Genomic DNA, 22,749 nt, shown 5'->3' on the forward strand with positions numbered 1-22,749 from the left:
CTGCTGTGTCGGCGGAGCAACCTCAATCATCCGGTCGGCCAAACCGACAACGGATCAGCCTTGCCAAGAAAATCTGTTTTTCGCTGGTTTCCGTCGGAGCATTTTTTCTGGTGGTCGAATTGGCTTTGGCTGCCATCGATTATGGCGATCCACCCTCATTGGAGGATCCTTGGGTTGGGTTTACCGGGAGCGCTGAATTGTTCATCGGCCAACAGGATGAAACCGGCCAGCCAGTTTTCCGCACCAATGTTTCAAAATTGGTGTGGTTCAATGACCAGTCATTTCCTGCGGTCAAAGGTGACAACGTTTATCGGATCGTTTGCTTGGGCGGCTCGACGACTTTTGGGCGCCCGTTTGATGATTCGACCTCGTTTTGTGGTTGGCTGCGACAGTTGTTGCCGATGGTTCAGCCGCAAACTCAGTGGGAAGTGATCAATGCGGGCGGTGTTAGCTATGCCAGCTACCGCGTGGCCAGGGTAATGCAAGAAATGTCGGCCTACGATGTCGACCTGTTCGTGTTGTACACCGGCCAAAACGAGTTTTTGGAATGGAGAACCTATGAGGATTTGATCGACAGCTCTCAAGCGACACAGCAGTTGGCCGCCGCATTCTCTCGCACACATCTCGGCCGTCGAATCAATCGCATCGTTGACCGCTGGAAAGCTTCCACCCCCAGCGTTCAGGACGTCGAGGCCAACAAAGCGATCTTGCCGGCGGAAGTCGACGAGATGCTTAACCACAGTGTGGGGCCAGCCGATTACCGCCGCGATCCAGAATGGTACCGCGGTGTCGAACAACACTTTCGCGTCAACCTACGGCGGATGGAGGCGATCGCACAGAACTGCGGTGCAAAGTTAGCGATCGTCACTCCCGTTTCCAGTCTACGAGATTGCGCCCCGTTTAAAGCCCTGTTTGACGAGCAGCTCGATGACGCGACACGAGGCCGATTGGATGAACAACTTGATTCGGCGCAGCAGGCTTACTCGGAGAACGATTTTGCAGGCGCGCTCGAGACGCTGGAATTGATTCAGCAAACGGATCCGCAAAACGCCGCGGTTGATTACTTACTTGGCAAGACGTTGTTGGAACTGGGGCGTGGCGACGATGCCGCGATCGCGTTCCAGCGGGCGATCGACCACGATGTCTGTCCGCTGCGCGCGACGACGCCAATCAAATCGATCGTTCGCGAATCGATGCGGTCGCCAGACGTGATCCCTGTTGATTTTGAATCTTACTTGAACGATTCGGTTCGCTCGCAATTGGGGCACCGCTGTTTTGGTGCCGAATCGTTTTTGGATCATGTGCACCCAACCATTGATGTGCATCGTGAATTGGCGCTGCAGATCATCGCTGCGTTGGCCCAGCGCCAGATCGTCGCGACAACGCCTGCTGCCGACCAAATCGAACGCGCGATCGCGACAGTCCGCGGCGGGATCGATCGCCAGGCACAAGGGGTCGCGTTTCGAAATCTGGCCAAGGTCTTGCATTGGGCCGGTAAATTTGAAGAAGCCCAGCGAAGTGCCGACGACGCCATTCGATTGTTGCCGCGTGATTTGGAAAGCTGGTATCTCCTGGCCGATTGCAGCGACAAATTGGGCCAGCCCGACATCGCGATCGAGCGCTACACCAAACTGTTTGAGTTCGGCACGTTTGAGCGTGCCTTGCAACCGTTCGGCCAGTTGCTGGCCCGCCAAGGGCACACCGTTGCCGCCAAGGCATATTTGATGGAAGCGATTTTTGCGAGCGACGGACTGCGACGGGCGTCGGCCTACGAAGCGTTGGGGCAACTACATCTATCACTCGACGAAAACGAGTTGGCCGACGAGTGTTTTCTGAATGCCCAGCGGCTGCGCGCCACTTGGACAAAGAAGCGATGATGCGCCAAGAGAGTTCGAAACCTAGGTTGCGGTTTGCTCGTTGCGCTCGCAAGAGCTGACCTTAGCGAACACCAGCATGGCGTTGATCGACTGGCTGAGTATTCAGTCCGTAAGAGACCTGGACCTGAACACCCGGCCATCATTCTTTTGCGAGATTCTTAGTGGCGCGATGTTGGCGTGGTCGTTCGACGTTGTTGAGGAACGATTTGATTCAACACTCGCAACAGCAAACTCGAGAAAGTTTGCGATTCTGTGGCTAAAAAAGAAACAACCACGCCGCTGCCTGCAGTACGGTAAACAAATCGCCGTTCGCCACACACTCTGTTAACTGCGATCCCCTTATTTCTTTGTTGAGTCATACCCTGTAATCGAGGAAGACCATGAAGAGTTCTCAAAATCGTGGTTTCACATTGGTGGAACTTCTTGTTGTGATCGCCATCATAGGAATTTTGGTCGGACTGCTACTGCCGGCGGTTCAGGCGGCGCGTGAAGCCGCGCGGCGGATGAGTTGCAGCAACAATTTCAAACAGATCGGTCTCGCCATCCATAATTACCATTCGGCTTACAAGCAGGTGCCGACACATGGAACGGGAACGCAGCCGGGCACACCAGACCAGTACTTCCGCACCTCGGCACTAGGGAACCGCTATCGATTAAGCATGCTCGTTCCCACGCTGCCGTTTATCGAACAACAAGGGCTTTGGGACCAAATCTCGAATCCCAGTCAGCAGCGCACCGATGGTGGGATTCAATCGCCGCCTTGGCCGTCAATGGGATCGACTCCCGATCAAATTCAATACATCCCCTGGACGACAGAAATTCCGGGTTACCGCTGCCCCAGTGACCCCGGATTTGGGCTCCCCGCGCTGGGCCGAACCAACTACGCCGCCTGCGTCGGAGATTCCTGCTGGCGAGTCTACTTTGGCCCCTGGAATGCGCAGCGAACGCAGCAGACAGCAGGTGCCTCGAATCAAGCCAGGGCGGCACACCGTGGCTTCTTCAAACCGATCGATAAGACCCGTTTTCGAGATTGTCTGGATGGATTGTCTAATACCATTGCAATGGGCGAAATCATGACTGACTTGGGTGACAACGACAATCGAACCATCACCACTGAATCAGCCCCCAATAGCAGTGCACCCGGGGTTTCGCTGGCAAGCATTCGTGATAACCCAACCGTCTGCAAACCCTTGATTAATCCCGAACGACCTCGATTTTGGGATCCACAGTACTACATGCAATCACGAAAACTATTTGGTCGCGGATACCGCTGGGCCGATCATGGACCTTTGTTTTCCGGATGCATGACGATCCTTTCACCTAATAGTGAAGTCTGTGGTCCTTATAACACGCTCGGCACAACTCTGATTGCAACGATGTCCAGTCGCCATCAGGGCGGCTGTCATGTCTTGATGGGTGATGGTGCTGTCATCTTCATCTCCGATTCCATCGAAGCAGGCACTTCATCAGCCGGCAATGTGTGGCTAAATGGTACCGGTGCTCAAGCCCCTGGTTCCGCAAGTCCCTACGGCGTTTGGGGAGCACTTGGCACACGTGCCAGCGGCGAGACGATCGACGAACAGCTGAATCAGTAGTTGGTCACATCAAACGCGATGCCGACCCAATTTGGTTGGCAGGTCACCGCGTCTGTCAGCAGGGTCCTGTTTTTCAACTTTTTTCTAATTGAGTCCTCACGATGAAAGCTCTTTCTCTATTGTCCCTGATGTTCGTTGTTGCTCTGGTTGCTGGATGTGGCGACGAGGCGAATCGTACGGTGACCGATGGTGTCGATCAGCAAGCGATTGCCGACTACGAAGCGGAACTCGCCAAAGTGACGGGCCAGGACATCAACGACCACGGCGAATAGACGGCCAGTCGTCCAGCTTTTGAGGGCCGGAACAATTCAGTTTGTCCGGCCCAATTCGTCACACAATTGCAGAGCAACCTGCGGCGGCACCGCCTATCGGGCCGGGCAACAGATGGTATAGCGCAAAAAAAACGGGCTTTCCAGCGTTTGCCAGAAAACCCGTTATTTGCAGTGCGGATGAGAGGATTTGAACCTCCACGTTCTTATCGAACACTAGAACCTGAATCTAGCGCGTCTGCCAATTCCGCCACATCCGCTTGGTTGCTTTTTTTCAAGGGCGGTAAGTTATCGAAGCCACATCCGCTGTGCAAGCCGGGGCTGCTGAGTTTCTCGAGATTTGCACTGCTGCTTAGAACGAAAAATAGCGTAGCCAGTTGCGAAGCCCCTGGCCGGGAACATAGGCCACCGGTTGGCCCCACAAGCCCTGTCCAAGTTGGACGGCATATTTATCTTGTCCCAGTGAAACCAGCGCTCGGGGGGCTGACGCGGTTGTCGCCGCCGGGGCGACGATGGTTTGCGTCGTGGGCGGGAAGACGCTTGGTGGGACAATCGTGGCCGACGAAGGGATCTCGGCAGGCATGGTGATCGGAGACACGCCGTAGGTGCCGCTGGCGGGAGCGGCATAGGTGGTGGGGACAACTGGCCCACATCCACAACCAAATCCGCCGGCCGACTGATAGGGGCTGGGGCCGGTGATCAGATTGCAATTGTCAACCGTCGCGAACCCGCTGCTGGTCAACTGAGGCTGTGCCATGAACGTGGCGTCCGATGACGAAACAATCGCGGCATCTGTCGACAAGATCGTCTGGGATGGATCCTGCGTTGGCAGCGCACGAGGGGTGTTCATCGTCTGCGGCGCTGCCGTGATCGTATTGGCTTCCGGAAAGGGGATCTCGTTTGGCAATGCATTGGGATTCGGCATGATCGTGGGCTGACTGCCAGGTAACTGAATCCCCGAACCTTCCAACGGCGGCGCGGAAAGACCGTTTTGCATCCAAACCGTTTGGCGAACCGCTGCTGAATGCCCCGTTGATCCATCTGCCGAATACCCGGCAGTGGTCACCGGGTGAGGCCGGTCGCGGCGAAACTGATCGACTGCGCTGGGAGACCCCAGCGGGCGCATCCGCGTGATGGCCGTGTCTGGCTGTGCAGACGCTTCCACTCCCCACAGCAGAGAGGTGATTGCAATTGTCGATAGTAGGCTGGGGGTCAGGCGTCTCATTGGATTTGTCGCAACAAGTAGGAGCATCTGCAAGATGCGCGGCTCTCGAAATAGGTGGTAATCTTTCGTTTGGACAGGCTGCAAGATCGGTACCAATCCATCGAAACCTATCTCGATTGCCGTGAAACAGGCGGCCTGGACGGCGATGGCGGTGCCTGTGGTGAGGCGTTGGGGCGATTCAAATCGTTTGTAGCCGATGCCGTGAAACACAGTGATTCGGGCATTTGCAGCGGCAGTGTCGATCCACCGGAGTGTAAAAATTTCCGTTTGTCGTCAGCCAAATTGGCAAACAGTGCAAACAAAGCGGTGTGGTACAGGCTCTTGATGGTTGAGGCCCGGCAGTGACGGGCTGTTGATTGAATCTTTGAAGGCAACTTAGAGTGGAAACGGTAACCCGACGCGTTAGCGAGGGATCCCGTCAATAGGCTAAATCCCTCGCTAACGCGTCGGGTTGCCAAATCAACAGCCCGGTGAAACAGGGGCTTCGGAAAACATCGACCAATGCAATGAGGAATGAAGCGATGAGCGCTCGGATATCACACAGTTTGCTTGATCCGTATGTCGGTCCAAAACTGCAATCCTTGTATCCACGTCTGCCTATTCCCACCGGGTTTCCGCCTGAGGGAATCGTTTTGATCGGGCATTTATCAGCGATCGTCGGCGCGATCGGACTGGCCTATTCAACGACCTATTGGTGGGCCGGTGTGCTGGCCGCGATCGGGATTGTTGGCAACCACTTGGCGGACTGTGTGGATGGAACACACGCCCGCAGTACGGGGCAATGTCGTAACGGCGGCGAGTTGCTGGACCATTTCACCGATCCACTTTCGTTTGCTTACTATCTGATTGGGATCGGCGTCGCCTGTGCCCGCTTGGATCTGGCCTTGGTCGCCGTGGTCTGTTTGTTTGCGATTGCCGTGCTGACCAACATCAAAGCCAAATTGATCGGTGAGTTCACGTTGGCAAAGTTTGGTCCGACCGAATTCAAGGCGGTGTTGTGTCTGCTCGGATTGACGATCGCGGGATCGCATGCCTCCTGGAACCAATTGGCGACACCGACGGGAATTTTGACCATCGCCTATGTCGGGTTGATCGTCATCGGGCTGGTGCAATTACCCATTCAGTTGGTGCGATCGGTCAGGGAAGTCAACCGCAAAGGCGGCGCGCCGGACACATCGCAGTGGCAATTGATAGACTAGGCAATGGTTGACTTGTTCCCCGCTTCCCTTCCCCTGCCGAACTAGCCCTGATATGCGACAGATTTTCGCCCTTTGCTTGCTGCTGGTGATCAGCGTCCATGCCTCTGCACAAACTCGCCCGAACGTCGTCGTCGTGTTGTGTGACGACATCCGTTGGAACGCATTGTCGTGTGCGGGCCACCCTCACCTGAAAACGCCAAATATCGATGCCTTGGCCGACGAGGGACTGTATTTCGAAAACATGTTCTGCACCACCAGTTTGTGCTCGCCCAGTCGTGCAACGATCCTGAGCGGTTTGTACGCCCACGCCCATGGCGTCACCAATAACTTCACCGACTATCCCGCCGGGCTGGCAAGTTTCCCCAGTCAGTTGCAACAGTCGGGCTACCAAACGGCCTACATCGGGAAATGGCACATGGGCGAATCCGACGACACGCCCCGCCCCGGATTCGATTACTTCGTCACTCACAAAGGCCAGGGAGCCTACTTCGACACCGCTTTCAATCAAAATGGTCAGGGTGCCAAAGTCGTGCCGGGCTATTACACGACAGTGGTCACGGACATGGCGATCGACTGGATGAAACAGCATCAGCAGTCCGATGCTTCAAAACCGTTTCTGATGATGATCGGTCAAAAGGCGCCTCATAGTTTTTACTTTCCCGAACCCAAGTACGAACACGTCTTTGATGAAGTCGAAGTCAATTACCCGCATTCGTCGTTTCAACTGGACGACAAACCCGAATGGATCACTGAGCGATTGTCGACCTGGCATGGCATTTATGGCCCGATCTTTGATTGGCGAAAAGAATTCCCCAACGACAAAGCGAGTGGCGTGGTCGATTTTTCACGCATGGTTCGCGCCTATTGGGGAACGATCCTTTCGGTCGACGACAGCGTGGGACGATTGGTTGACTATCTGAAACAGATCGGCCAGTTTGACAACACGATGTTTGTGTTCATGGGTGACAACGGGTTACTCGAAGGTGAGCATGGCATGGTTGATAAACGCACCGCTCACGAAGCCAGTGTCCGGGTGCCGATGATCATTCGCTATCCCGCCTGGACCAAACAATCCGGCCCGCTGCGAATCAAGCAGCAAGTGCTGACGACCGATGTCGCCCCCACGATTTTGGATGCCGCCGGGGCCACGGCCTTGGAAAACATCCACGGTCACTCGATCAAACCGTTGATCAGTGGTGATGCCGGCGATTGGCGGACCGAGTGGCTGTATTCCTACAACTACGAAAAACAATTTCCTTACACACCGAACGTGCGCTGCGTCCGCGGCGACCGGTTCAAGTACACGCGTTATCCACATGGCGACGGGACGCCGGACCAGCACATGGCCGAACTGTATGACATCGCCAACGATCCCGAAGAATCGACGAACCTGATCGACCATCCGGAATACCAAGACACGGTTGCTGAGATGCAGCAACGTCTGCTGCGAGCGATGCAGGCGGTCGGCCTGGACGAAGCATCGGACAAAATGCCGCTTGATGCCGGGATCGGAACTGCTCTGCCGGACAAAGCGATTCGTTAGCCGCGATGATATTGCTAGCGGACCCTGCAATCACCTATCTTCGTTTCCCAAAGCTCATCGTAACTTTGGAATAAAACCCCGTAACGATCCGAACCGTTTGGTCAATTGACAAAGGAACTCAGCGAATGGGTTGGTATGTCCTGGGAGCATTGATTGTTCTCCTTCTTCTGATCGCTGCGTCGGCTGTCTTATTGCCGCGGCTGTTTGTCCGCGCAATTTTTCGACCGTTTTTATCGATTCTCTATCGAAAACAGGTCATCGGCCTGGAAAACCTGCCCTCGCAGGGCGGCTATCTAGTCGTTTCCAATCATGTGTCCTGGATCGATGGCATCCTGATCTTATGGATGTTGCCGCGGAATGTTCGCTTTGTCGTCGACGGATCCAATTTTGGATCGGGATTGGCAAAATGGCTGGCCGCAGCCTTCGACACCATTTTGATGTTGGCCAATCCCAAATCGATCGCTCGGGCGCTGATCGCGGCGCGTGAAGGTCTGAAGGCGGGCGACGTGATCGGCATTTTCCCCGAAGGCACGATCACGCGGACCGGACAACTACAAGCTTTCAAACCCGGGATGCGGAAAATCATGCAGGGCAACGACGCCCCCGTGGTGCCGGTGTATTTGGATGGCATGTGGGGCAGCTTGTTCAGCTTCTCCGGTGGCAAGTTTTTCTTCAAATGGCCAGAGAAATTTCGTCGCAAGTTGACGCTGTTCGTCGGCAAACCGTTGCCTAATCAAACGCCGATTGATCTGGTGCGGTCACAGGTGCAGCAGTTGCAAGCACGAGCCGCGGTCGAACACCGTCAAGAATTCCCACGTTTGGCCAGTTCGGTCATCCGTGCCTGGCGACACCGTGGCGGCAGGTTGCAAATTGCCGATTCGATGGGCAGCGAAGTCAGTGGGCGGCAAGCATTGACCCGGGCCTTGGCTCTGCGACGTGTGCTCTCACGTGAAGTCTTCGCTCGCGACGAAAAAAACATCGGCGTCCTACTGCCGCCGAGCGCCGGCGGTGTGATCACCAATGTTGCCCTGGCACTCGATCGACGCGTCTCAGCAAACCTGAACTACACAGTCACCAGTGAAGTCATCAATCACTGCATCAAAGAGATCGGTGTCAAACATGTCCTGACCAGTGAACGGTTCTTAAGCAAGCTCAACCTGACGATTGATACCGAAGTGATCAAACTGGAATCGATCCCGGAAAAGATCACCACGATGGATAAAGCGATCGCGTTTATGCAGGCCAATTTGGTGCCGGCCTGGCTATTGGACCGCGTGTTGGGGCTGAATCAAATCAACGGCGATGATCTGTTGACCGTGATTTTCACCAGTGGTTCGACGGGGATGCCCAAAGGCGTGATGCTGAGCCAGTCCAACATCAGCCACAACGTCGACACGATCAAGAAAGCGGTCCGATTGACCGACCAAGATGTGGTGTTGGGCGTGTTGCCGTTCTTCCATTCCTTTGGATACAGCGTGACGCTGTGGGCGGCCCAAGTGTTGGGACCCTGTGGCGTGTATCACTTTAATCCGCTTGATGCACGACAGGTCGGCAAGCTGGCTGAAAAGTATGGCGCGACCGTGTTGTTGGCCACACCGACGTTTTTACGGGGCTACATCCGTCGGATCGCGCCCGAACAGTTTTCCAAACTGGATACCTGTGTCGTCGGGGCTGAAAAAATGCCCACCGAGTTGTTTGCATCGTTCGAAGAAAGATTTGGCGTGCGACCGGTCGAAGGCTACGGCACAACCGAGCTAAGCCCCCTGGTCTCGGTCAATGTGCCACCAAGTCGATCGCAGGCGAAATTCCAACCCGACCGCGAAGAAGGCTCGGTGGGACGACCGCTGCCAGGGGTGTGTGCCAAAATCGTTTCCAATGAGACCGGCGAAGAACTTGGCGCGGGCCAAGATGGCATGCTGATGATTGCCGGACCGAACGTGATGACTGGCTATGCGAACAAGCAAGAACAGACCGATGAAGTGTTGCAAGCGGGTTGGTACAAAACCGGTGACATCGCCCACGTTGACGATCAAGGTTTCCTATTCATCACCGGCCGGCTAAGCCGATTTTCGAAGATCGGTGGCGAGATGGTGCCCCATATCAAAGTCGAAGACCAGATCAATCTGGCCTGTGCCGCAGCCAGCAAAGACGGTGGCGATGCGAAGGCGGGCGATGGAGACGATGATGAATGCGAGGTTCGTTTGTGCGTGACGTCGGTCCCCGACAGCAAGAAAGGCGAACGACTGATTGTGCTGCATCGCCCGCTGTGTAAAGACGTCGAATCGATCCTGTCAGATCTCAAACAAGCCGGGCTGCCGAATCTGTTTATTCCCTCACGTGACGCATTTTTCGAAGTCGACAAGATTCCATTGCTGGGCACCGGCAAACTGGATCTCAAAGGTGCCAAAGATCTGGCCGTCGAGTTGACATCGAAATAGCGGTCCGATCGCCGATCGGTCGATTTCGTTAACCGGTCGCACTCTGGTGCGGAGGATTTATCCGACCGGCTTTATTCTTCGCAGAAAACCCTGACCCGAGTCGGATAAATCCTCCACACCAGCGCCGTTGAAGATGCGTTTTCGCGTCAGGCCCTGGTTTTTGGTAACCCGACGCGTCAGCGAGGGATCCAGTCAACACCCTAAATCCCTCGCTCACGCGTCGGGTTGTGATAACAGCGAAACCTCAATACTCACGTGTGCCCCGGTGAATCCGGCAGTGGGCGAGTGCCCTGCAACCCCAGTTTTTGCGGGCTTTTCAGTGGTTTGGCGGGGGTGGTGACCGAACGTGTCCGCCGCGCGCTGATACTTCCTCTGCACACCACGGGACAGTCGTGATGGGAATTCCCGGACGACTTACCCGTACCAAACCAATCCTTCGGGGGATCAAGAAATGAAAAACGTACTTCGTCGCGCCATGATGGACTCGGAAACATTCGTCATCGAAATGATTTACAGCGATTCCAAAGGCAATCGAACGCGCCGCATCGTCAGCCCGATCCGGTTCGTCGGCCAGGAACGATTTCTAGGGCTTTGCCTGTGCCGTGAAGAACCTCGCCAATTCTATTTGTCACGCTGTGAAAACGTGCGTCTGATCCCGGCGGCGGAAGTGCTGATGCCGATGCCGATGGAAACAATCGAAGCAGCTAGCCCGGCGCCGACTCCGGCAGCAACGCTGCCCTCACTGGTGTGTGACAGCAGCAGTGCTTGCTTGGTCTAGCTACGCGGCCCGGCGCTTGCTGTCCGGGCCAATGTGATCGCCCAGCGTGTCGATTTCCAGCCGCAACAGCGCCTGAGTCACTTCGCCTGCGGTGGGGCGCCTAGTCGGGATCTGGTCCACCATTTGTTCGACCAGTTCACAGACCGGACTCAATTGGATTTCGTTGCTGGTGTCGACTCGAGTCAACCATTCCCACAAAATTTTTCCCGTAGCAAATAGATCGCTGGCATGAGTGGTCGATTCCGTCCCCTGCGATATTTCAGGAGCCATGTAGTTAGTCGCCGAGCGAAATACCTGTAGCGGTGGAATGAATCCGTTGTCGGTCAATCCGTCGTGTGCGGATGCAAAGTCGATCAGCGTCACGTGACCGTTGCTGCCGACAATCAAGTTGTTCGGTGTGATGTTGCCATGTGTCCAACCGACCAACCGCATCGATTCGATGGCTTGGCAAACTTGACGCACCAACCATAGGGCAACGGGAAGTGGTTTTTTGGGGCCACGCTTCAAATGCCACTGCATCGTTTTGCCTTCCAGTGCTGGCATCACTAGATAGGGCAACTGTCCGGTCGCGTCACCATCCAAAACGGGCACGATATTGGGGTGGGCGAGAGCTGCGCCGGCGTTGATCGAACGATCAATCAACCACTGGACGTTTTGCCGATCACCCAATTTGACCACATAATCCCAGCGCGGACTGCCGATCGCATCGACCGGTTGGGCCCGAGTCACACAAACGGTCTCATTGGCATGCAGCAGAGCCCCAAGTCTCCAAATCCCCAGCCGCTCGGGCAACTTCCAGTCCATAATGCAATCAATTATTGAAGTCGAATGGTGAAAAAACGTCGACGATTGAATCCATCGTCACAACGATCCGCACCGCTGGCAGTCGATCCGGATGGTCGGCAAAGTCAGCGTGGATTGCCAAAACGATTGTTTTTTTCAAGCCGCACGAGATGGTGTAGAATGAAGCCATGCGGCGTAGATGCTTGATCAAGCGATTTCGCGCCTCTCGCCCCCCCAGCCCCCGCCCTTGGTCCGCTGATCCCACCCTTTCCAATCAAGGTTCAAATCACCGATGAATCGCCCTGATTCTGCTCGGTTGCGACGTCGCTCGCTGCTTCGTGCCGCCGGTGTTTCAATTGCTCTACCCGCATTCGCCTCGTTGCGTGGACAAGCTGAGGCGGCACCGTCGAATGGGAAAAATCCACAGCGCATGGTTTGTATCGGAAACATGCTGGGGTTTTATCCGGAAGCTTTTTGGCCCCAACACGATTCCGAAACGCTTTCGACCACCCTGGCATCGCTGGCGGATCATAAACGAGACATGACCGTGATTGGTGGACTGGATCATGGTTTAAAAGGCGGTCACTTTTCCATTCACGCATTCCTATCGGGTGTCCGCAACGTCGATGCGAAATCGATGCCCGATGGCAACATGACACTCGATCAGGCGGCGGCTGAAACGATCGGTGGACAAACCCGATTCGCGTCATTGACCGTCGGCAGTGACTCCGGCATTCATGGTGGTTGCCAGATGTCGTGGAGTCGTGCCGGGACGCGGGTTCCTCCGATCACCGGTCCCGGGCAATTGTTCGAGAAACTGTTTGTCGGCATTGCTCCCAAGGACCAACAGAAAGCGGCGGATCGGTTCCGAATGAAGGCATCGATTTTGGACGCCGTTGGCGGCGACGCGCGATCGATTGCTCGAGAATTGAATTCGCGGGATCGAAACAAACTGGATGAGTATCTGACCTCGATCCGCGAAGTCGAACAGCGACTGGAGAACAGCAAGCAATGGGTCGACATCGAAAAACCAACGGCGCCATTTGATCGCCCCACCAAGACCAACATGGTCGATGACCTGCCGATGCTGTACGACCTGATTACATTGGCGTTGCAAACCGATTCGACACGGATTGCGACGCTGGAAATCGGAGGCGACTTCGAAGCCCGTGACTTTGGATACCGCAGCGGCTATCACTCGCTTTCGCATCACGGCCAGCGCCAAGACGCGATCGACGCGCTGATCAAGATCGAGTCCTATCAGGTCGAACAGTTTTCGCGGTTCTTGACGAAGTTGCGTGAAAGTGAGATCGGTGATTCAAATTTGCTGGATCAAACTTCCGTCCTGTTTGGCAGTGGCATGGGCAATGCAAATTCGCACACCAACACCAACCTGCCGATTGTTCTGGCCGGTGGCGGCTATCGCCATCAAGGCACGATGTGGTTTGATAAAAATTCTCCTCATCGCCCGCCGCTGACCAATCTGTACCTGACGATGCTGCAGCGGTTCGGTGTGCAAACCGAACGATTTTCAACCAGCACCGGAACGCTGCGCGGGTTGGAGTGGGTTTGATGGAACAGCCGTTCATTGGGCGATGCCTGGGCGCTGTCGCTGCGCTGATGTTGTGGGGATGCTCGGCGGTCACTGCCGCAGATGATGCGACCGAATTTCTGGGGCAGTACTGTTTGGATTGCCATCACAGCGACGACCCGAGTGGCGAGCGAAGCTTTGACAGCTTGGATCTGGCCGACGCTGGCAATGACACCTTGATCACGCTTCAAGACATTATTGACCAGTTGACGCTCGGCGAAATGCCACCCGAAGACGCCGACCAGCCGAGCGATAAACAACGTCAACAGGCGATTGATGGATTGACCGAAGTGCTGCGGGGTTTACGTGAGCAATCGACCAGCACGGGGGCGCAAACCGTCTTGCGACGATTGACACGACGAGAATACGTCGCAACCATCGGCGATCTGCTGAACATGGACATGTCCATGTTCGACCCCACCGACCGCTTCCCCAGCGACAATACGGTCGAGCATTTAGACAATGTCGGCAACGCTCTGGTGACATCCGGCTACTTACTGGAACAGTACCTGGACGCGGCGGACCTGATCATCGAGAAAGCGTTGGCCAACCTGCAACAACCGGCCGAACAAAGTTGGGTTTTCGACGGTGGATTTCGGCAACAGCCGGAACTGGATTCCGCCCATCGCGAAGCCTTTAACCATCGATACCTGTGCCTCTACGATTCACCTTTGGCCGATCGTCCCGAAGGTGCCTACGGTCCGCTGGAGAAATTCCACGACGGGGTGCCTGCCGATGGACGCTATGAAATCCGCGTCTTGGCCCAAGCCCTGCATCGAGATTCGCCCTACGCCGAAGAACATCTGAAGATCGATCTGAGTGAAAAGTTTCGCATGGGGATTCGCCCCGGAAACGCGGCCGTCGGCAGCTTGCACACGATGCAGCCGATTCAACCGCTATTGGCCGAGCAGACGATTCAGGACGGAGCGCCACAGTGGTACCGTTTTGAAGTGCCACTGGATCGTGGTTTTTCACCGCGGTTCACGTTTGAAAATGGGCTGGAAGCGATTCGTCCGTTACACACGCGATTGCACCGCATCTACAACGACACACTGCCGGAAAAAGCACGTGGTGGCAAAGGCATCGTGGTGGGGCGAAAGGCCATGCTGCGTTATGGCAAAATGCCGCAAATTCGAATCCATGAAGTTTCCATCCGTGGACCGCTGTTTACCCAGTGGCCCAGCGAGACGGTGCGCAGCATTCTGCCATCCGGTCAATTCGATCCCCAGCAGGTTCCCGAATTAGTCGACCGATTCGCGACGCGTGCCTATCGTCGACCGTTGAAATCCGGCGAACTTGATCGGCTGATGGCTGTCTACCAGGCCCGTGTCACCCAAGGCCGAGAACCCTTGGGTGCTTTCAAAGACGTTTTGAAAACCGTTTTATGTTCCCCCTCGTTTCTGTATCTGCAACCGGATTGTGATCCCGAATCAAACCAGATTTCCCAGCACGCGCTAGCGTCGCGACTATCTTACTTTCTGACCGGTTCGATGCCGGACGCGGGGCTGCGTGAATTGGCGGATCAGGGCAAATTGGATGCCGACGCATTGCTGCAGCAAACCCGTCGATTGTTGGCAACACCGGAGTCGGATGCGATGGTTGCCGGATTCACCGATGCCTGGTTGAATCTGCGAGCCTTGGGGGACATGCCGCCGGATCGCGATGCGTTCTGGCGCTACTATGCGTCGGATTTGAAAGCGGACATGAAACAAGAGACGCGTTTGTTTTTCCGCGACTTAATCGATGACAACCAACCCGCGACGCGGTGGTTGGAAGCGGATTATTCGTTCATCAACCGTGACCTTGCGCGTGTCTATGACGTCGTCGATTTAGTGCCCGCGGAAAACGCCAATGAGTTTCGCAAAGTCAACTTTCCTGACCGCCGGCGTGGCGGTCTGCTGGGTCAGGCCAGTGTGCTGACCGTTTCAGCCAACGGGATCGAAACCTCGCCCGTGATCCGCGGCGTTTGGATGCTGGAAAATGTGTTGGGAACGCCGCCGGCGCCACCACCGGATGATGTGCCAGCCATCGATCCTGATGTTCGCGGTTCGAAATCGGTGCGTGACCTGTTGGAAAAACACCGCGCGTCGGCGGCTTGCAACGAGTGCCATCGCAAATTCGATCCGCTCGGGTTTGCCATGGAGAGTTTTGATCCGATCGGCCAATGGCGCAGCCGCTATGAAAACAAGAGTCCGATCGATACGTCGGGAAAACTGCCCAGCGGGCAGACCTTTGATGACATTGTCGGGCTGAAGCGGTTGCTGGTCGAACGAAAGGCATTTTTCGTTCGCGCGTTGGCGGAAAAACTGTTCGCCTATTCGCTCGGCAGACGCGTCGAACCGGCCGACCGCGGTACGATCGATGATATCTTGCAGCGGCTTGAGTCTGAGGACTACCCGACAAAAACCATGATCGAACAGATCGTTCTGAGCGACCTGTTCGCATCACGCTAGCAGGCATCTCCAACCGTAGTTGGACCGGCCACGGTTCAGATTCCTTGCATTCCAGACCGACTGAACCCTGGCGGGATCAGCTACCGTAACGGAGCAAACCAAGGGGGCAAACCTTTGGCATCAGGCAAGAACGAAGAGGTTTGACCTGTTTCGATTGGTTGGATTCAGTGGGAGTCGTGGTCGGTCGGATAAATCCTCCACACCAACATTCACCGCCGACAGCATAAAGCGGGCCAACCTGTGTGTTCGCGCGTCAGGAAAAATCACTCAGCTCCATCCAGCGTTCCTCGGCTGATTCGAGTTCCTGACTGATCTCGGTCAGTTGCTCGTGCAACGCGACCGCTTTGCCGGGATTGGTTTCGGTCAAGAGTTTCTTGTTGATCGAATTCTTTTCGTCGTCCAGGCGAGCGATCTTTTTCTCCAGGTTCTTCAACTCCTTTTCCGTCTTGCGAGATTCGCGTTGGTTGGCGCGGTAATCTTGCACCCCGGAAGCCTTGCCGGTCGGTGGTGGGGGAGATTTACCGGCGGCTTTGTCACGCTGCCGTTCGCCTTCGTCGATTTCGCTTTCGACACTTTGTAGATAGGAATCGTAGTCGCCGAAATAGTTACGGACCGTACCGTCACGGACTTCGATGACATTGGTCGCAACGCGTCGCATGAAGTGTCGATCGTGCGAGGTAAAAATCACCGTGCCTTTGTATTCAACCAATGCGTCGGCGAGCGCTTCGACGGTTTCGACGTCCAAGTGGTTACCGGGTTCGTCCAGCACCAGCACGTTGGCGGTCCCCAGCAACAATCCGGCCATGCACAAGCGTGCCCGCTCACCACCGGACAGGACTTTGACTTTCTTGTTGATGTGGGAATCGCGGAACAACAAGGCACCTGCCATCGCCAGACAGTCTTGCCGCGTCGTATCGGGATTGGACTCGTATTCCAGATGCTCCAGCACCGTTCGGCGGTCATCCAAACTGGTGTAGACATGTTGGGCATACGTTCCCAGTTCGGTTGCATGCCCCCATTTGATGGCGCCTTTGATCGGCGACAATGAATTGACCAGGGTTCTTAGCAACGTCGTCTTGCCTTGCCCGTTGTCGCCAACGATCGCCGCTCGTTGGCCGTGTTCGATTTCCAGCGAAATGTCTTCGGCCACGGTGTTGTCCGGGTAACCGATGGCTAATTCATGACATCGCATCACGGTACCCTGACGCGGATCGACGCGTGGGGCACGAATATGAACGGTGGGTTCATCGACTTCGACTTCGCTGGTCTGCAGTCGTTCCAACTGTTTCGCTTTGCTGCGCGCTTGGCTAGCGGTGGAGGCGTTGGCGCGGTTCTTGTCGATGAATCGTTGCAGTTGTTTTTGTTTGGCGACCACCGTCGCGTTGACCCGACGGTCGTGTTCACGACGCTCTTCACGAAACTCCAGGAACCGATCGATTTTGCCTGGATACATCGTCAACTTGCCACGCGAAAGTTCCAGCGTTTCGGTGCAGGTGGCTTTCAAGAACGCTCGGTCGTGGCTGACGATCAAGGCGGCTTTATTAAAGCTACGCAGGAAGTGCTCCAACAGGATCTGGGTCCGCAAATCCAGAAAGTTGGTCGGTTCGTCCAGCATCAACAGGTTCGGATCATTCAATAACAATCCGGCCAGTTTGACACGTGTCTGCCAACCACCTGAGAGTGCTTTGACGGGGCCGTTTAAATAATCGCCCTTGAGTTCAAATTGGCCGGCGACCTCGCCACAGCGCCAATCGGGCTGCTTGCTTTCACGCATCAGAAAGTCGAGTGCCGATTCACCGGGTTGGAACGGATCGTGTTGCCGCAAGTAACCGATTCGCAACGAGGGGTGATGAATCACCTCCCCCATCTCGAGCTCCTCGTCACCCAGGATGGCCCGCAAAAAGGTACTTTTCCCGGCTCCGTTACGGCCGATGAACCCGACTTTGACGTCGTCGGTCAACGACACGTCGGCGCCGTCCAACAAAACTTGGTCGCCAAAACGTTTGTGAGCGTTTCGGACTTGAATCAATACGGCCATGTCGGCGGATGAAAGGTAGGGGCAGAAGGGAAGTTTCAGGGCAAACAACCGAGAACCTTACCAAGACGGCCAGCAATCGTCGACAGACCAACCCACTAGTGGTTGAAAGTGAATTCTGTGCTGGTCAGAACACTCCAGGCCGCGTCCTGCAACCCGGTCATTCGGTCCTGCGGACCATATTCGCCGAGCACTGATAGCAATTTCTGCCGCTCCCCAGATTGGGGCAGCCGCGACAAGGCCAGCAGAAATAGTTCGTCAATGATTTCCGCGTCCGAATTCCCCTGGGCGACCATCCGAGTGATGACACTTTGATCCGACGCCAATTTGGGATTCAACGTGTCGCCGTTGGACAGGTGCAACACCTGCACCATGCTGGGCTCGCCGCTGCGCTCGCACTCACAGGTGATTTCGCGAGGATTGCGTCCAAACGTTTTCAGGAAATAACTGTTGACTGCGGCGTCGTACAATTCAATGGCGCGGGTGCCATCGGCGTAGAAATCAGTTTGTTGGCGGTCGGCACCTGGAAAGGCGATCTGTTTGAATGCAGTGCTGGTTCCCAACACCTGGTCGATTGAATCAAGCATCACTTCGGCCATCAGCCGCTGGGGATAATATCGACTGTGATACCGTAGCTCGTCGCGATTTTGATCCAGCGGTTGACTGCTGCGTTGATAGGTTTCGCTTTGCAAAATCGTTCGCATCAATTGCTTGAGATCGAATCCTACGTCAACCAGGTGACCGCTGAGCGCGTTGAGTAGTTTTTCGTTGGATGCTGGATTACTCAGCCGCAGATCATCAACTTGTTCGACCAGGCCGCGGCCGAAAAAGTTTGCCCACAAACGGTTGCTGATCGCCCGCGAGAAATAGGGATTGGCCGGATCCGTCATCCACTGTGCCAACACGACTCGTCGATCATTGGGATTGTCAAACTCGATCGCTTCGGCATCCAGCGGTGCGGGCGGCTGTGGTCTACCGAGACTTGGTTGAATCAATTCGCCAGCGGTGGAGACATACAGTGTCCGCAGCCCGTCGCCGTTACGACCATCCCCGCCCCAGCCTTTGGCGCGGACACGGGCGAACAGGTTGGCCATACCGTAATATTGATCGTTGGTCCATTTTTCCAATGGATGGTTGTGGCATTTCGCACAGCCGATCGACAACCCCATAAAGGCTTGGCAGGCGTTTTCAGTCATCTCCTCGGGAGATTGGTGCAACGCGTAAAAATTGGTCGCGCCGTTTTCGTCGCTGCGGCCCGTTGCGGTCAATATTTCCCGGACGAATTGATCCCACGGTTGGTTCCGTTGGACTCGCTCACGAATCCACTGGTAGTAAGTTTTGACGGCGATCGGGCGCAGCCGTGTCCCATTGATCAGCAGCATGTCGGACCATTTGTAGGCCCAGTAGGACACAAAGTCATCACTGGCCAACAGGTACTCGATCCATTGGTCGCGGCGGGTGCGTTCCGGGAACCCTAAAAACTGTTCTCGCTCGGTCAATGTCGGCAATCGTCCGATCGTGCTCAGCGCCGAGCGCCGCAAGAATGCTTCGTCGTCACAGCGCGGCGAGGGTTGCAAACGCAGTGTTTCCAATTGCGCTAGGTTCTCGCCATCAATGAAATTTCGTTGAGGAGCACTGTTGTAAATGTCGCTCGGCACATCGTAGGGATAGGGAACGGTCATCCGCGCCAACACGACTTTGCTGCCAAACCAAACCAGCACGGCGGATTGTCCGCTTCCACGTACCGTTGCCAATCCGTTTTCGTCAACGCTGGCCACGGATTCATCGGTCGCGGTGAACCGTGCCCAATGAGTCACGTCGATGCTGCGTCCGTCGCTGTAGTGGGCGCTGACCAAGACCTGTGATTGATCGCCCGGCGACAGCAGGGCTTCGGGTGGCGAAACGCTGATCGTTTCCAATTTCGGATCACTCGCTTTCGGCCCCACGGCGCCACTTGCGATCCATTGGCTAATCACGCGATAGTCATGCGAATCAACGTCCAGACGCAGCCCGCCTTTGTGTGGCAGTGCGCCGGTCGGTTTGGCCAACAGCAAACTGCGACCGGGGTCGCCCATTTCAATCCGACGACCGCGTGCCTGGCGACTGATCGACAAGAAATCTGCTTCGCTATCGTAGCCGAGCAGCGACAACCGAAATCCGCCTTTGCCCGACAGCGCACCGTGGCAGGCCCCCATGTTGCAACCGTTCTTGGACAACACCGATTGCACGTCGTTGCGAAAGCTGTATCCAGGTGCCGCTACGGCGTCGGAGACGACCACCGGCACATCGTGAACCCGGTCACCGACGCGGCAGCGGAGCGTCGTTTCTCCTGACGAAATGGATTGGACCATCCCGTTGTCGATTTTGGCAATGCTGGGATCCGTCACGGAGATTTCGAACTGTTCTGGAGCGAGCACCGCCGAGGGTAGCGCGCCGCGCAGCTGGACGACAGAGACCCTTTGCCGCGCGTCGTGACCGTTCAGTTCAATGGTCGCTGGCAGCACCGCAAAATCGACGGCGTCTGCGGCAGCGACATCGCGGCCGAAAAGCAGCAGAACCAGCGATAGGGGCAGAATCCAACGAAGCAATCGAGAGGGAAGCATGGAAGGTCGCATATCAAACGGGAGAGAGAGAAATGGTTCACGCGAAAAGTTCTTTGACTTCGCGAACACCGAAATCAACCAATGGAAACGGGCGACCGCCCGGTCCAGGGATTTCCGCGTGCAGATCCAGTCCGAGTGAATGGAAAATCGAAGCGATCAATTCGCTAGGTTGAGTCGGCCGGTCGGCTGGTACCGCTCCGATCGGATCACTGGCACCGATCGCGCGGCCGCCGACCACGCCGCCGCCGGCAAAGGTGGTGGAAAAGCATTGCGGCCAGTGATCGCGACCGCCGGCCGGATTGACTTTGGGAGTGCGTCCGAATTCCGCCAAACCACACACCAATGTGTCGTCCAACATCCCTCGGTCAGCCAGGTCGGTCAGCAGCGCCGCATAGGCTTGGTCATACATCGGCGCGACGATGTTTTTCATGCCTTCGATTGTCGTGAATGGTTTGCTGCCGTGGATGTCCCAAGTGATTTCGTTGAACACCGTCAGAAAGGTATTGATGGTGACGAACCGCACGCCGGCTTCGATCAATCGCCTGGACAGCAAACAACATTGTCCGAAGCGGTTCATCCCATAGCGTTCACGCACTTGTTTGGGTTCTTTCGACAGATCAAACGCCTGGCGTGCTTGGGGACTGTTCATCAACCGATACGCGGCCTGGAAGTTCTTGTCCAGCATTTTGGCGGACTCGGTGGCTTCCAACTCCTGCATGCGTCCTTCGATTGCGGCCCGCATCCGCCGTCGGCGATCGATTCGGACGTCGCCCAAGGTTTGTGGGGGCAACAGATCCGGAACTTTGAAATTTTCTTGGCTGGGGTCGGCCATCAATGCAAACGGGTCATAGGTCTTGCCCAAAAATCCGCCGGCTTGGCCGTTGGGCAAATTGCCTCCGCCACGGCCCATGGTTTCTGGCAGGACCACATGGGCCGGCAGATCACTGCGCCGTCCGCGCATGTATTGAAGCACAGCGCCGGCGTGAGGATAGTTAACGCCGCCGGTGAACTGCCGACCGGTTTGCAGCATTTGCCAGCCTGCATCGTGAACCGCAGCAGCGGTGTGGTAACAGGAGCGGATGATCGAAAATTTGTCCGCGATCTCGGCATGTCGTGGCAAGATCTCGGATACTTGGAAATCGCCTCTGGTCGAAATCGCTTTGAACGGACCACGCACCTCGGCCGGCGCATTGGGTTTCATGTCGAACGTATCGAGTTGGCTGGGCGCACCAAGATTGAAGATCATGATGCAGGACCGCTTGTCTTTTTTCGGGTCCACCACGCCACGCTCGGCCGCGGCCAAGTAATCTGGCAATCCCAACCCGATCGCGCCGAGCGTTCCAATTTGCAAAAAATCGCGGCGCCGCGTGCCGTTGCAGGTGTGCGATGATCCGCGCGCAGTCAGATTAAGCATGTCAGGGAATCCAGAAACCGGTGGGAAAGTACTTCGCGTCAGGCGGGCTCGAACCATTGTATTAGATCGAGTGCGGGTCAGCCGCAGCGAACCTGCTCTTTCAGGAAATCGTCGGATTTGCAACCTTGGACCAAAAACGAGATAGTTTTGGACACTCAGCAATTCAATCGTGCCGCCTGGGACAACATCGCGACCAGCCGGCATCAATGGTTTACGCCCTGTACCGGTGATCAAATTGATGCCGCGGGTCGAGGTGAGTTTTCGATTCGGTTGACCGCCTGCAAACCGATTCCGGGTGAATGGATCGGACCGGTCGCCGGCAAACGCATCCTGGCGCTGGCCGCTGGTGGAGGCCATCAAGGACCTATTTTGGCAGCGGCCGGAGCGGACGTGACGGTGGTCGATTTTAGCGAGGCGCAACTTGCGATCGATCGCGCGGTGGCCGAGCGACATCAATTGGCACTGCAGACCATGCAAGCCGACATGACCGATTTGGCGATGATTCAGTCAAACGCGTTCGACATGGTCATCAATCCGTGCTCGGTCAATTTTGTTGAAAATGTTCGTCCGGTTTGGGGCGAAGCGGCGCGGGTGTTACGCCCGGGCGGTGTGCTGATCACCGGCCTGATGCAACCTGTGAATTTCATCTTTGATCCGGTCAAACGGGACCGTGGCAAATTGAAGGTCCGGTTCCGTATCCCCTACAGTGATTTGGATCTGAGCGCGGACGAGTTGGACGACACCATCGGTCCGGAACGCCCCATCGATTTCGGTCATTCGCTGACGGATTTGGTCGGCGGGCAACTCGATGCGGGCCTGATGATCACAGATATAATGGAAGATCGCTGGGGTGGAGAGGACGTCTTGTCGGATCGAATCGCAACGTTCCTCGCCACCCGCGCGATCAAAGCCACCCCCAACCAATCTTGAGCCCTGTGTTTGTCCA

At 55.9% G+C, this 22,749-nt stretch carries 16 protein-coding genes and 1 tRNA gene; 11 read left to right on the forward strand and 6 right to left on the reverse strand.

The genetic code is table 11. The annotated features are described in order from the left end of the window. Positions 1-5 precede the first annotated feature (5 nt). The 3 genes from NHH03_RS28095 (at position 6) to NHH03_RS03110 (ending at position 3,744) form a co-directional block, all read left to right on the forward strand. Positions 6-1,877, forward strand: coding sequence for a tetratricopeptide repeat protein (locus NHH03_RS28095; protein WP_253154279.1), 1,872 nt, complete (start codon positions 6-8; stop codon positions 1,875-1,877). 380 nt (positions 1,878-2,257) lie between these two features. Next, the gene (locus NHH03_RS03105) at positions 2,258-3,472 is read left to right on the forward strand and encodes a DUF1559 domain-containing protein (protein WP_253154280.1); all 1,215 of its coding nucleotides are present in this window, start codon (positions 2,258-2,260) and stop codon (positions 3,470-3,472) included. Between the two features lie 101 nt (positions 3,473-3,573). Continuing rightward, positions 3,574-3,744, forward strand: a complete 171-nt coding sequence (locus tag NHH03_RS03110) for a hypothetical protein (RefSeq protein WP_253154281.1) — start codon at positions 3,574-3,576, stop codon at positions 3,742-3,744. Between the two features lie 172 nt (positions 3,745-3,916). Here NHH03_RS03110 and NHH03_RS03115 read toward each other — a convergent pair. Together NHH03_RS03115 and NHH03_RS03120 are read right to left on the reverse strand one after the other, a co-directional pair. Beyond that, a tRNA-Leu gene (locus NHH03_RS03115) sits at positions 3,917-4,001 on the reverse strand. Positions 4,002-4,093: 92 nt separating this feature from the next. Next, positions 4,094-4,966 (reverse strand): hypothetical protein, encoded by an 873-nt coding sequence (locus NHH03_RS03120; protein ID WP_253154282.1) that lies wholly within the window; start codon positions 4,964-4,966, stop codon positions 4,094-4,096. A 54-nt stretch (positions 4,967-5,020) separates the two neighbouring features. Between NHH03_RS03120 and NHH03_RS03125 the strand changes: the two genes are divergently transcribed. The 5 genes from NHH03_RS03125 to NHH03_RS03145 all read left to right on the forward strand — a co-directional run bounded on the left by NHH03_RS03125 (position 5,021) and on the right by NHH03_RS03145 (position 10,924). After that, positions 5,021-5,311 carry a hypothetical protein gene (locus tag NHH03_RS03125; protein ID WP_253154283.1) on the forward strand — a complete coding sequence of 97 codons (291 nt, stop codon included), beginning with the start codon at positions 5,021-5,023 and terminating at the stop codon, positions 5,309-5,311. Positions 5,312-5,487: 176 nt separating this feature from the next. Further along, positions 5,488-6,165, forward strand: coding sequence for a CDP-alcohol phosphatidyltransferase family protein (locus tag NHH03_RS03130; RefSeq protein WP_253154284.1), 678 nt, complete (start codon positions 5,488-5,490; stop codon positions 6,163-6,165). A gap of 52 nt (positions 6,166-6,217) precedes the next feature. Beyond that, positions 6,218-7,708: a sulfatase family protein gene (locus tag NHH03_RS03135; protein ID WP_253154285.1), complete on the forward strand. Its 1,491-nt coding sequence runs from the start codon at positions 6,218-6,220 to the stop codon at positions 7,706-7,708. A gap of 125 nt (positions 7,709-7,833) precedes the next feature. Next, on the forward strand, positions 7,834-10,146 hold the full coding sequence (locus NHH03_RS03140; protein ID WP_253154286.1) for an AMP-binding protein: 2,313 nt from the start codon (positions 7,834-7,836) through the stop codon (positions 10,144-10,146). Positions 10,147-10,597: 451 nt separating this feature from the next. Then, positions 10,598-10,924, forward strand: coding sequence for a hypothetical protein (locus NHH03_RS03145; protein WP_253154287.1), 327 nt, complete (start codon positions 10,598-10,600; stop codon positions 10,922-10,924). Here the strand turns inward: NHH03_RS03145 and NHH03_RS03150 are convergent, their stop codons facing one another. Further along, complete coding sequence (locus tag NHH03_RS03150; RefSeq protein WP_253154288.1) at positions 10,925-11,728, reverse strand: protein kinase domain-containing protein; 804 nt, start codon at positions 11,726-11,728, stop codon at positions 10,925-10,927. Positions 11,729-11,999: 271 nt separating this feature from the next. Here NHH03_RS03150 and NHH03_RS03155 point away from each other — a divergent pair, with 271 nt between their 5' ends. Continuing rightward, on the forward strand, positions 12,000-13,280 hold the full coding sequence (locus tag NHH03_RS03155) for a DUF1552 domain-containing protein (protein WP_253154289.1): 1,281 nt from the start codon (positions 12,000-12,002) through the stop codon (positions 13,278-13,280). Next, positions 13,280-15,751, forward strand: a complete 2,472-nt coding sequence (locus tag NHH03_RS03160; protein WP_253154290.1) for a DUF1592 domain-containing protein — start codon at positions 13,280-13,282, stop codon at positions 15,749-15,751. The genes NHH03_RS03155 and NHH03_RS03160 overlap by 1 nt, the downstream gene beginning before the upstream one ends. Positions 15,752-16,004: 253 nt before the next feature. Here the strand turns inward: NHH03_RS03160 and NHH03_RS03165 are convergent, their stop codons facing one another. The 3 genes from NHH03_RS03165 to NHH03_RS03175 all read right to left on the reverse strand — a co-directional run bounded on the left by NHH03_RS03165 (position 16,005) and on the right by NHH03_RS03175 (position 21,803). Beyond that, positions 16,005-17,789 (reverse strand): ABC-F family ATP-binding cassette domain-containing protein, encoded by a 1,785-nt coding sequence (locus tag NHH03_RS03165; RefSeq protein WP_253154291.1) that lies wholly within the window; start codon positions 17,787-17,789, stop codon positions 16,005-16,007. Between the two features lie 95 nt (positions 17,790-17,884). Then, positions 17,885-20,389, reverse strand: coding sequence for a DUF1553 domain-containing protein (locus tag NHH03_RS03170; protein ID WP_253154292.1), 2,505 nt, complete (start codon positions 20,387-20,389; stop codon positions 17,885-17,887). 37 nt (positions 20,390-20,426) lie between these two features. Further along, positions 20,427-21,803 (reverse strand): DUF1501 domain-containing protein, encoded by a 1,377-nt coding sequence (locus NHH03_RS03175; protein ID WP_253154293.1) that lies wholly within the window; start codon positions 21,801-21,803, stop codon positions 20,427-20,429. A 147-nt stretch (positions 21,804-21,950) separates the two neighbouring features. Here NHH03_RS03175 and NHH03_RS03180 point away from each other — a divergent pair, with 147 nt between their 5' ends. Then, positions 21,951-22,733 (forward strand): class I SAM-dependent methyltransferase, encoded by a 783-nt coding sequence (locus tag NHH03_RS03180; RefSeq protein ID WP_253154294.1) that lies wholly within the window; start codon positions 21,951-21,953, stop codon positions 22,731-22,733. Positions 22,734-22,749: the final 16 nt, after the last annotated feature.

This window comes from Stieleria tagensis, from assembly GCF_024129865.1.
Classification (GTDB): domain Bacteria; phylum Planctomycetota; class Planctomycetia; order Pirellulales; family Pirellulaceae; genus Stieleria; species Stieleria tagensis.

Excerpts from the sequence above, each read along its gene's own strand:
- NHH03_RS03105 (WP_253154280.1), top strand. The coding sequence starts at position 2,258 with ATGAAGAGTTCTCAAAATCGTGGTTTCACATTGGTGGAACTTCTTGTT.
- NHH03_RS03110 (WP_253154281.1), top strand. The coding sequence starts at position 3,574 with ATGAAAGCTCTTTCTCTATTGTCCCTGATGTTCGTTGTTGCTCTGGTT.
- NHH03_RS03145 (WP_253154287.1), top strand. The coding sequence starts at position 10,598 with ATGAAAAACGTACTTCGTCGCGCCATGATGGACTCGGAAACATTCGTC.
- NHH03_RS03150 (WP_253154288.1), bottom strand. The coding sequence starts at position 11,728 with ATGGACTGGAAGTTGCCCGAGCGGCTGGGGATTTGGAGACTTGGGGCT.
- NHH03_RS03165 (WP_253154291.1), bottom strand. The coding sequence starts at position 17,789 with ATGGCCGTATTGATTCAAGTCCGAAACGCTCACAAACGTTTTGGCGAC.
- NHH03_RS03155 (WP_253154289.1), top strand. The coding sequence starts at position 12,000 with ATGAATCGCCCTGATTCTGCTCGGTTGCGACGTCGCTCGCTGCTTCGT.
- NHH03_RS03170 (WP_253154292.1), bottom strand. The coding sequence starts at position 20,389 with ATGCTTCCCTCTCGATTGCTTCGTTGGATTCTGCCCCTATCGCTGGTT.
- NHH03_RS03140 (WP_253154286.1), top strand. The coding sequence starts at position 7,834 with ATGGGTTGGTATGTCCTGGGAGCATTGATTGTTCTCCTTCTTCTGATC.
- NHH03_RS03160 (WP_253154290.1), top strand. The coding sequence starts at position 13,280 with ATGGAACAGCCGTTCATTGGGCGATGCCTGGGCGCTGTCGCTGCGCTG.
- NHH03_RS03120 (WP_253154282.1), bottom strand. The coding sequence starts at position 4,966 with ATGAGACGCCTGACCCCCAGCCTACTATCGACAATTGCAATCACCTCT.
- NHH03_RS03175 (WP_253154293.1), bottom strand. The coding sequence starts at position 21,803 with ATGCTTAATCTGACTGCGCGCGGATCATCGCACACCTGCAACGGCACG.
- NHH03_RS03135 (WP_253154285.1), top strand. The coding sequence starts at position 6,218 with ATGCGACAGATTTTCGCCCTTTGCTTGCTGCTGGTGATCAGCGTCCAT.
- NHH03_RS03130 (WP_253154284.1), top strand. The coding sequence starts at position 5,488 with ATGAGCGCTCGGATATCACACAGTTTGCTTGATCCGTATGTCGGTCCA.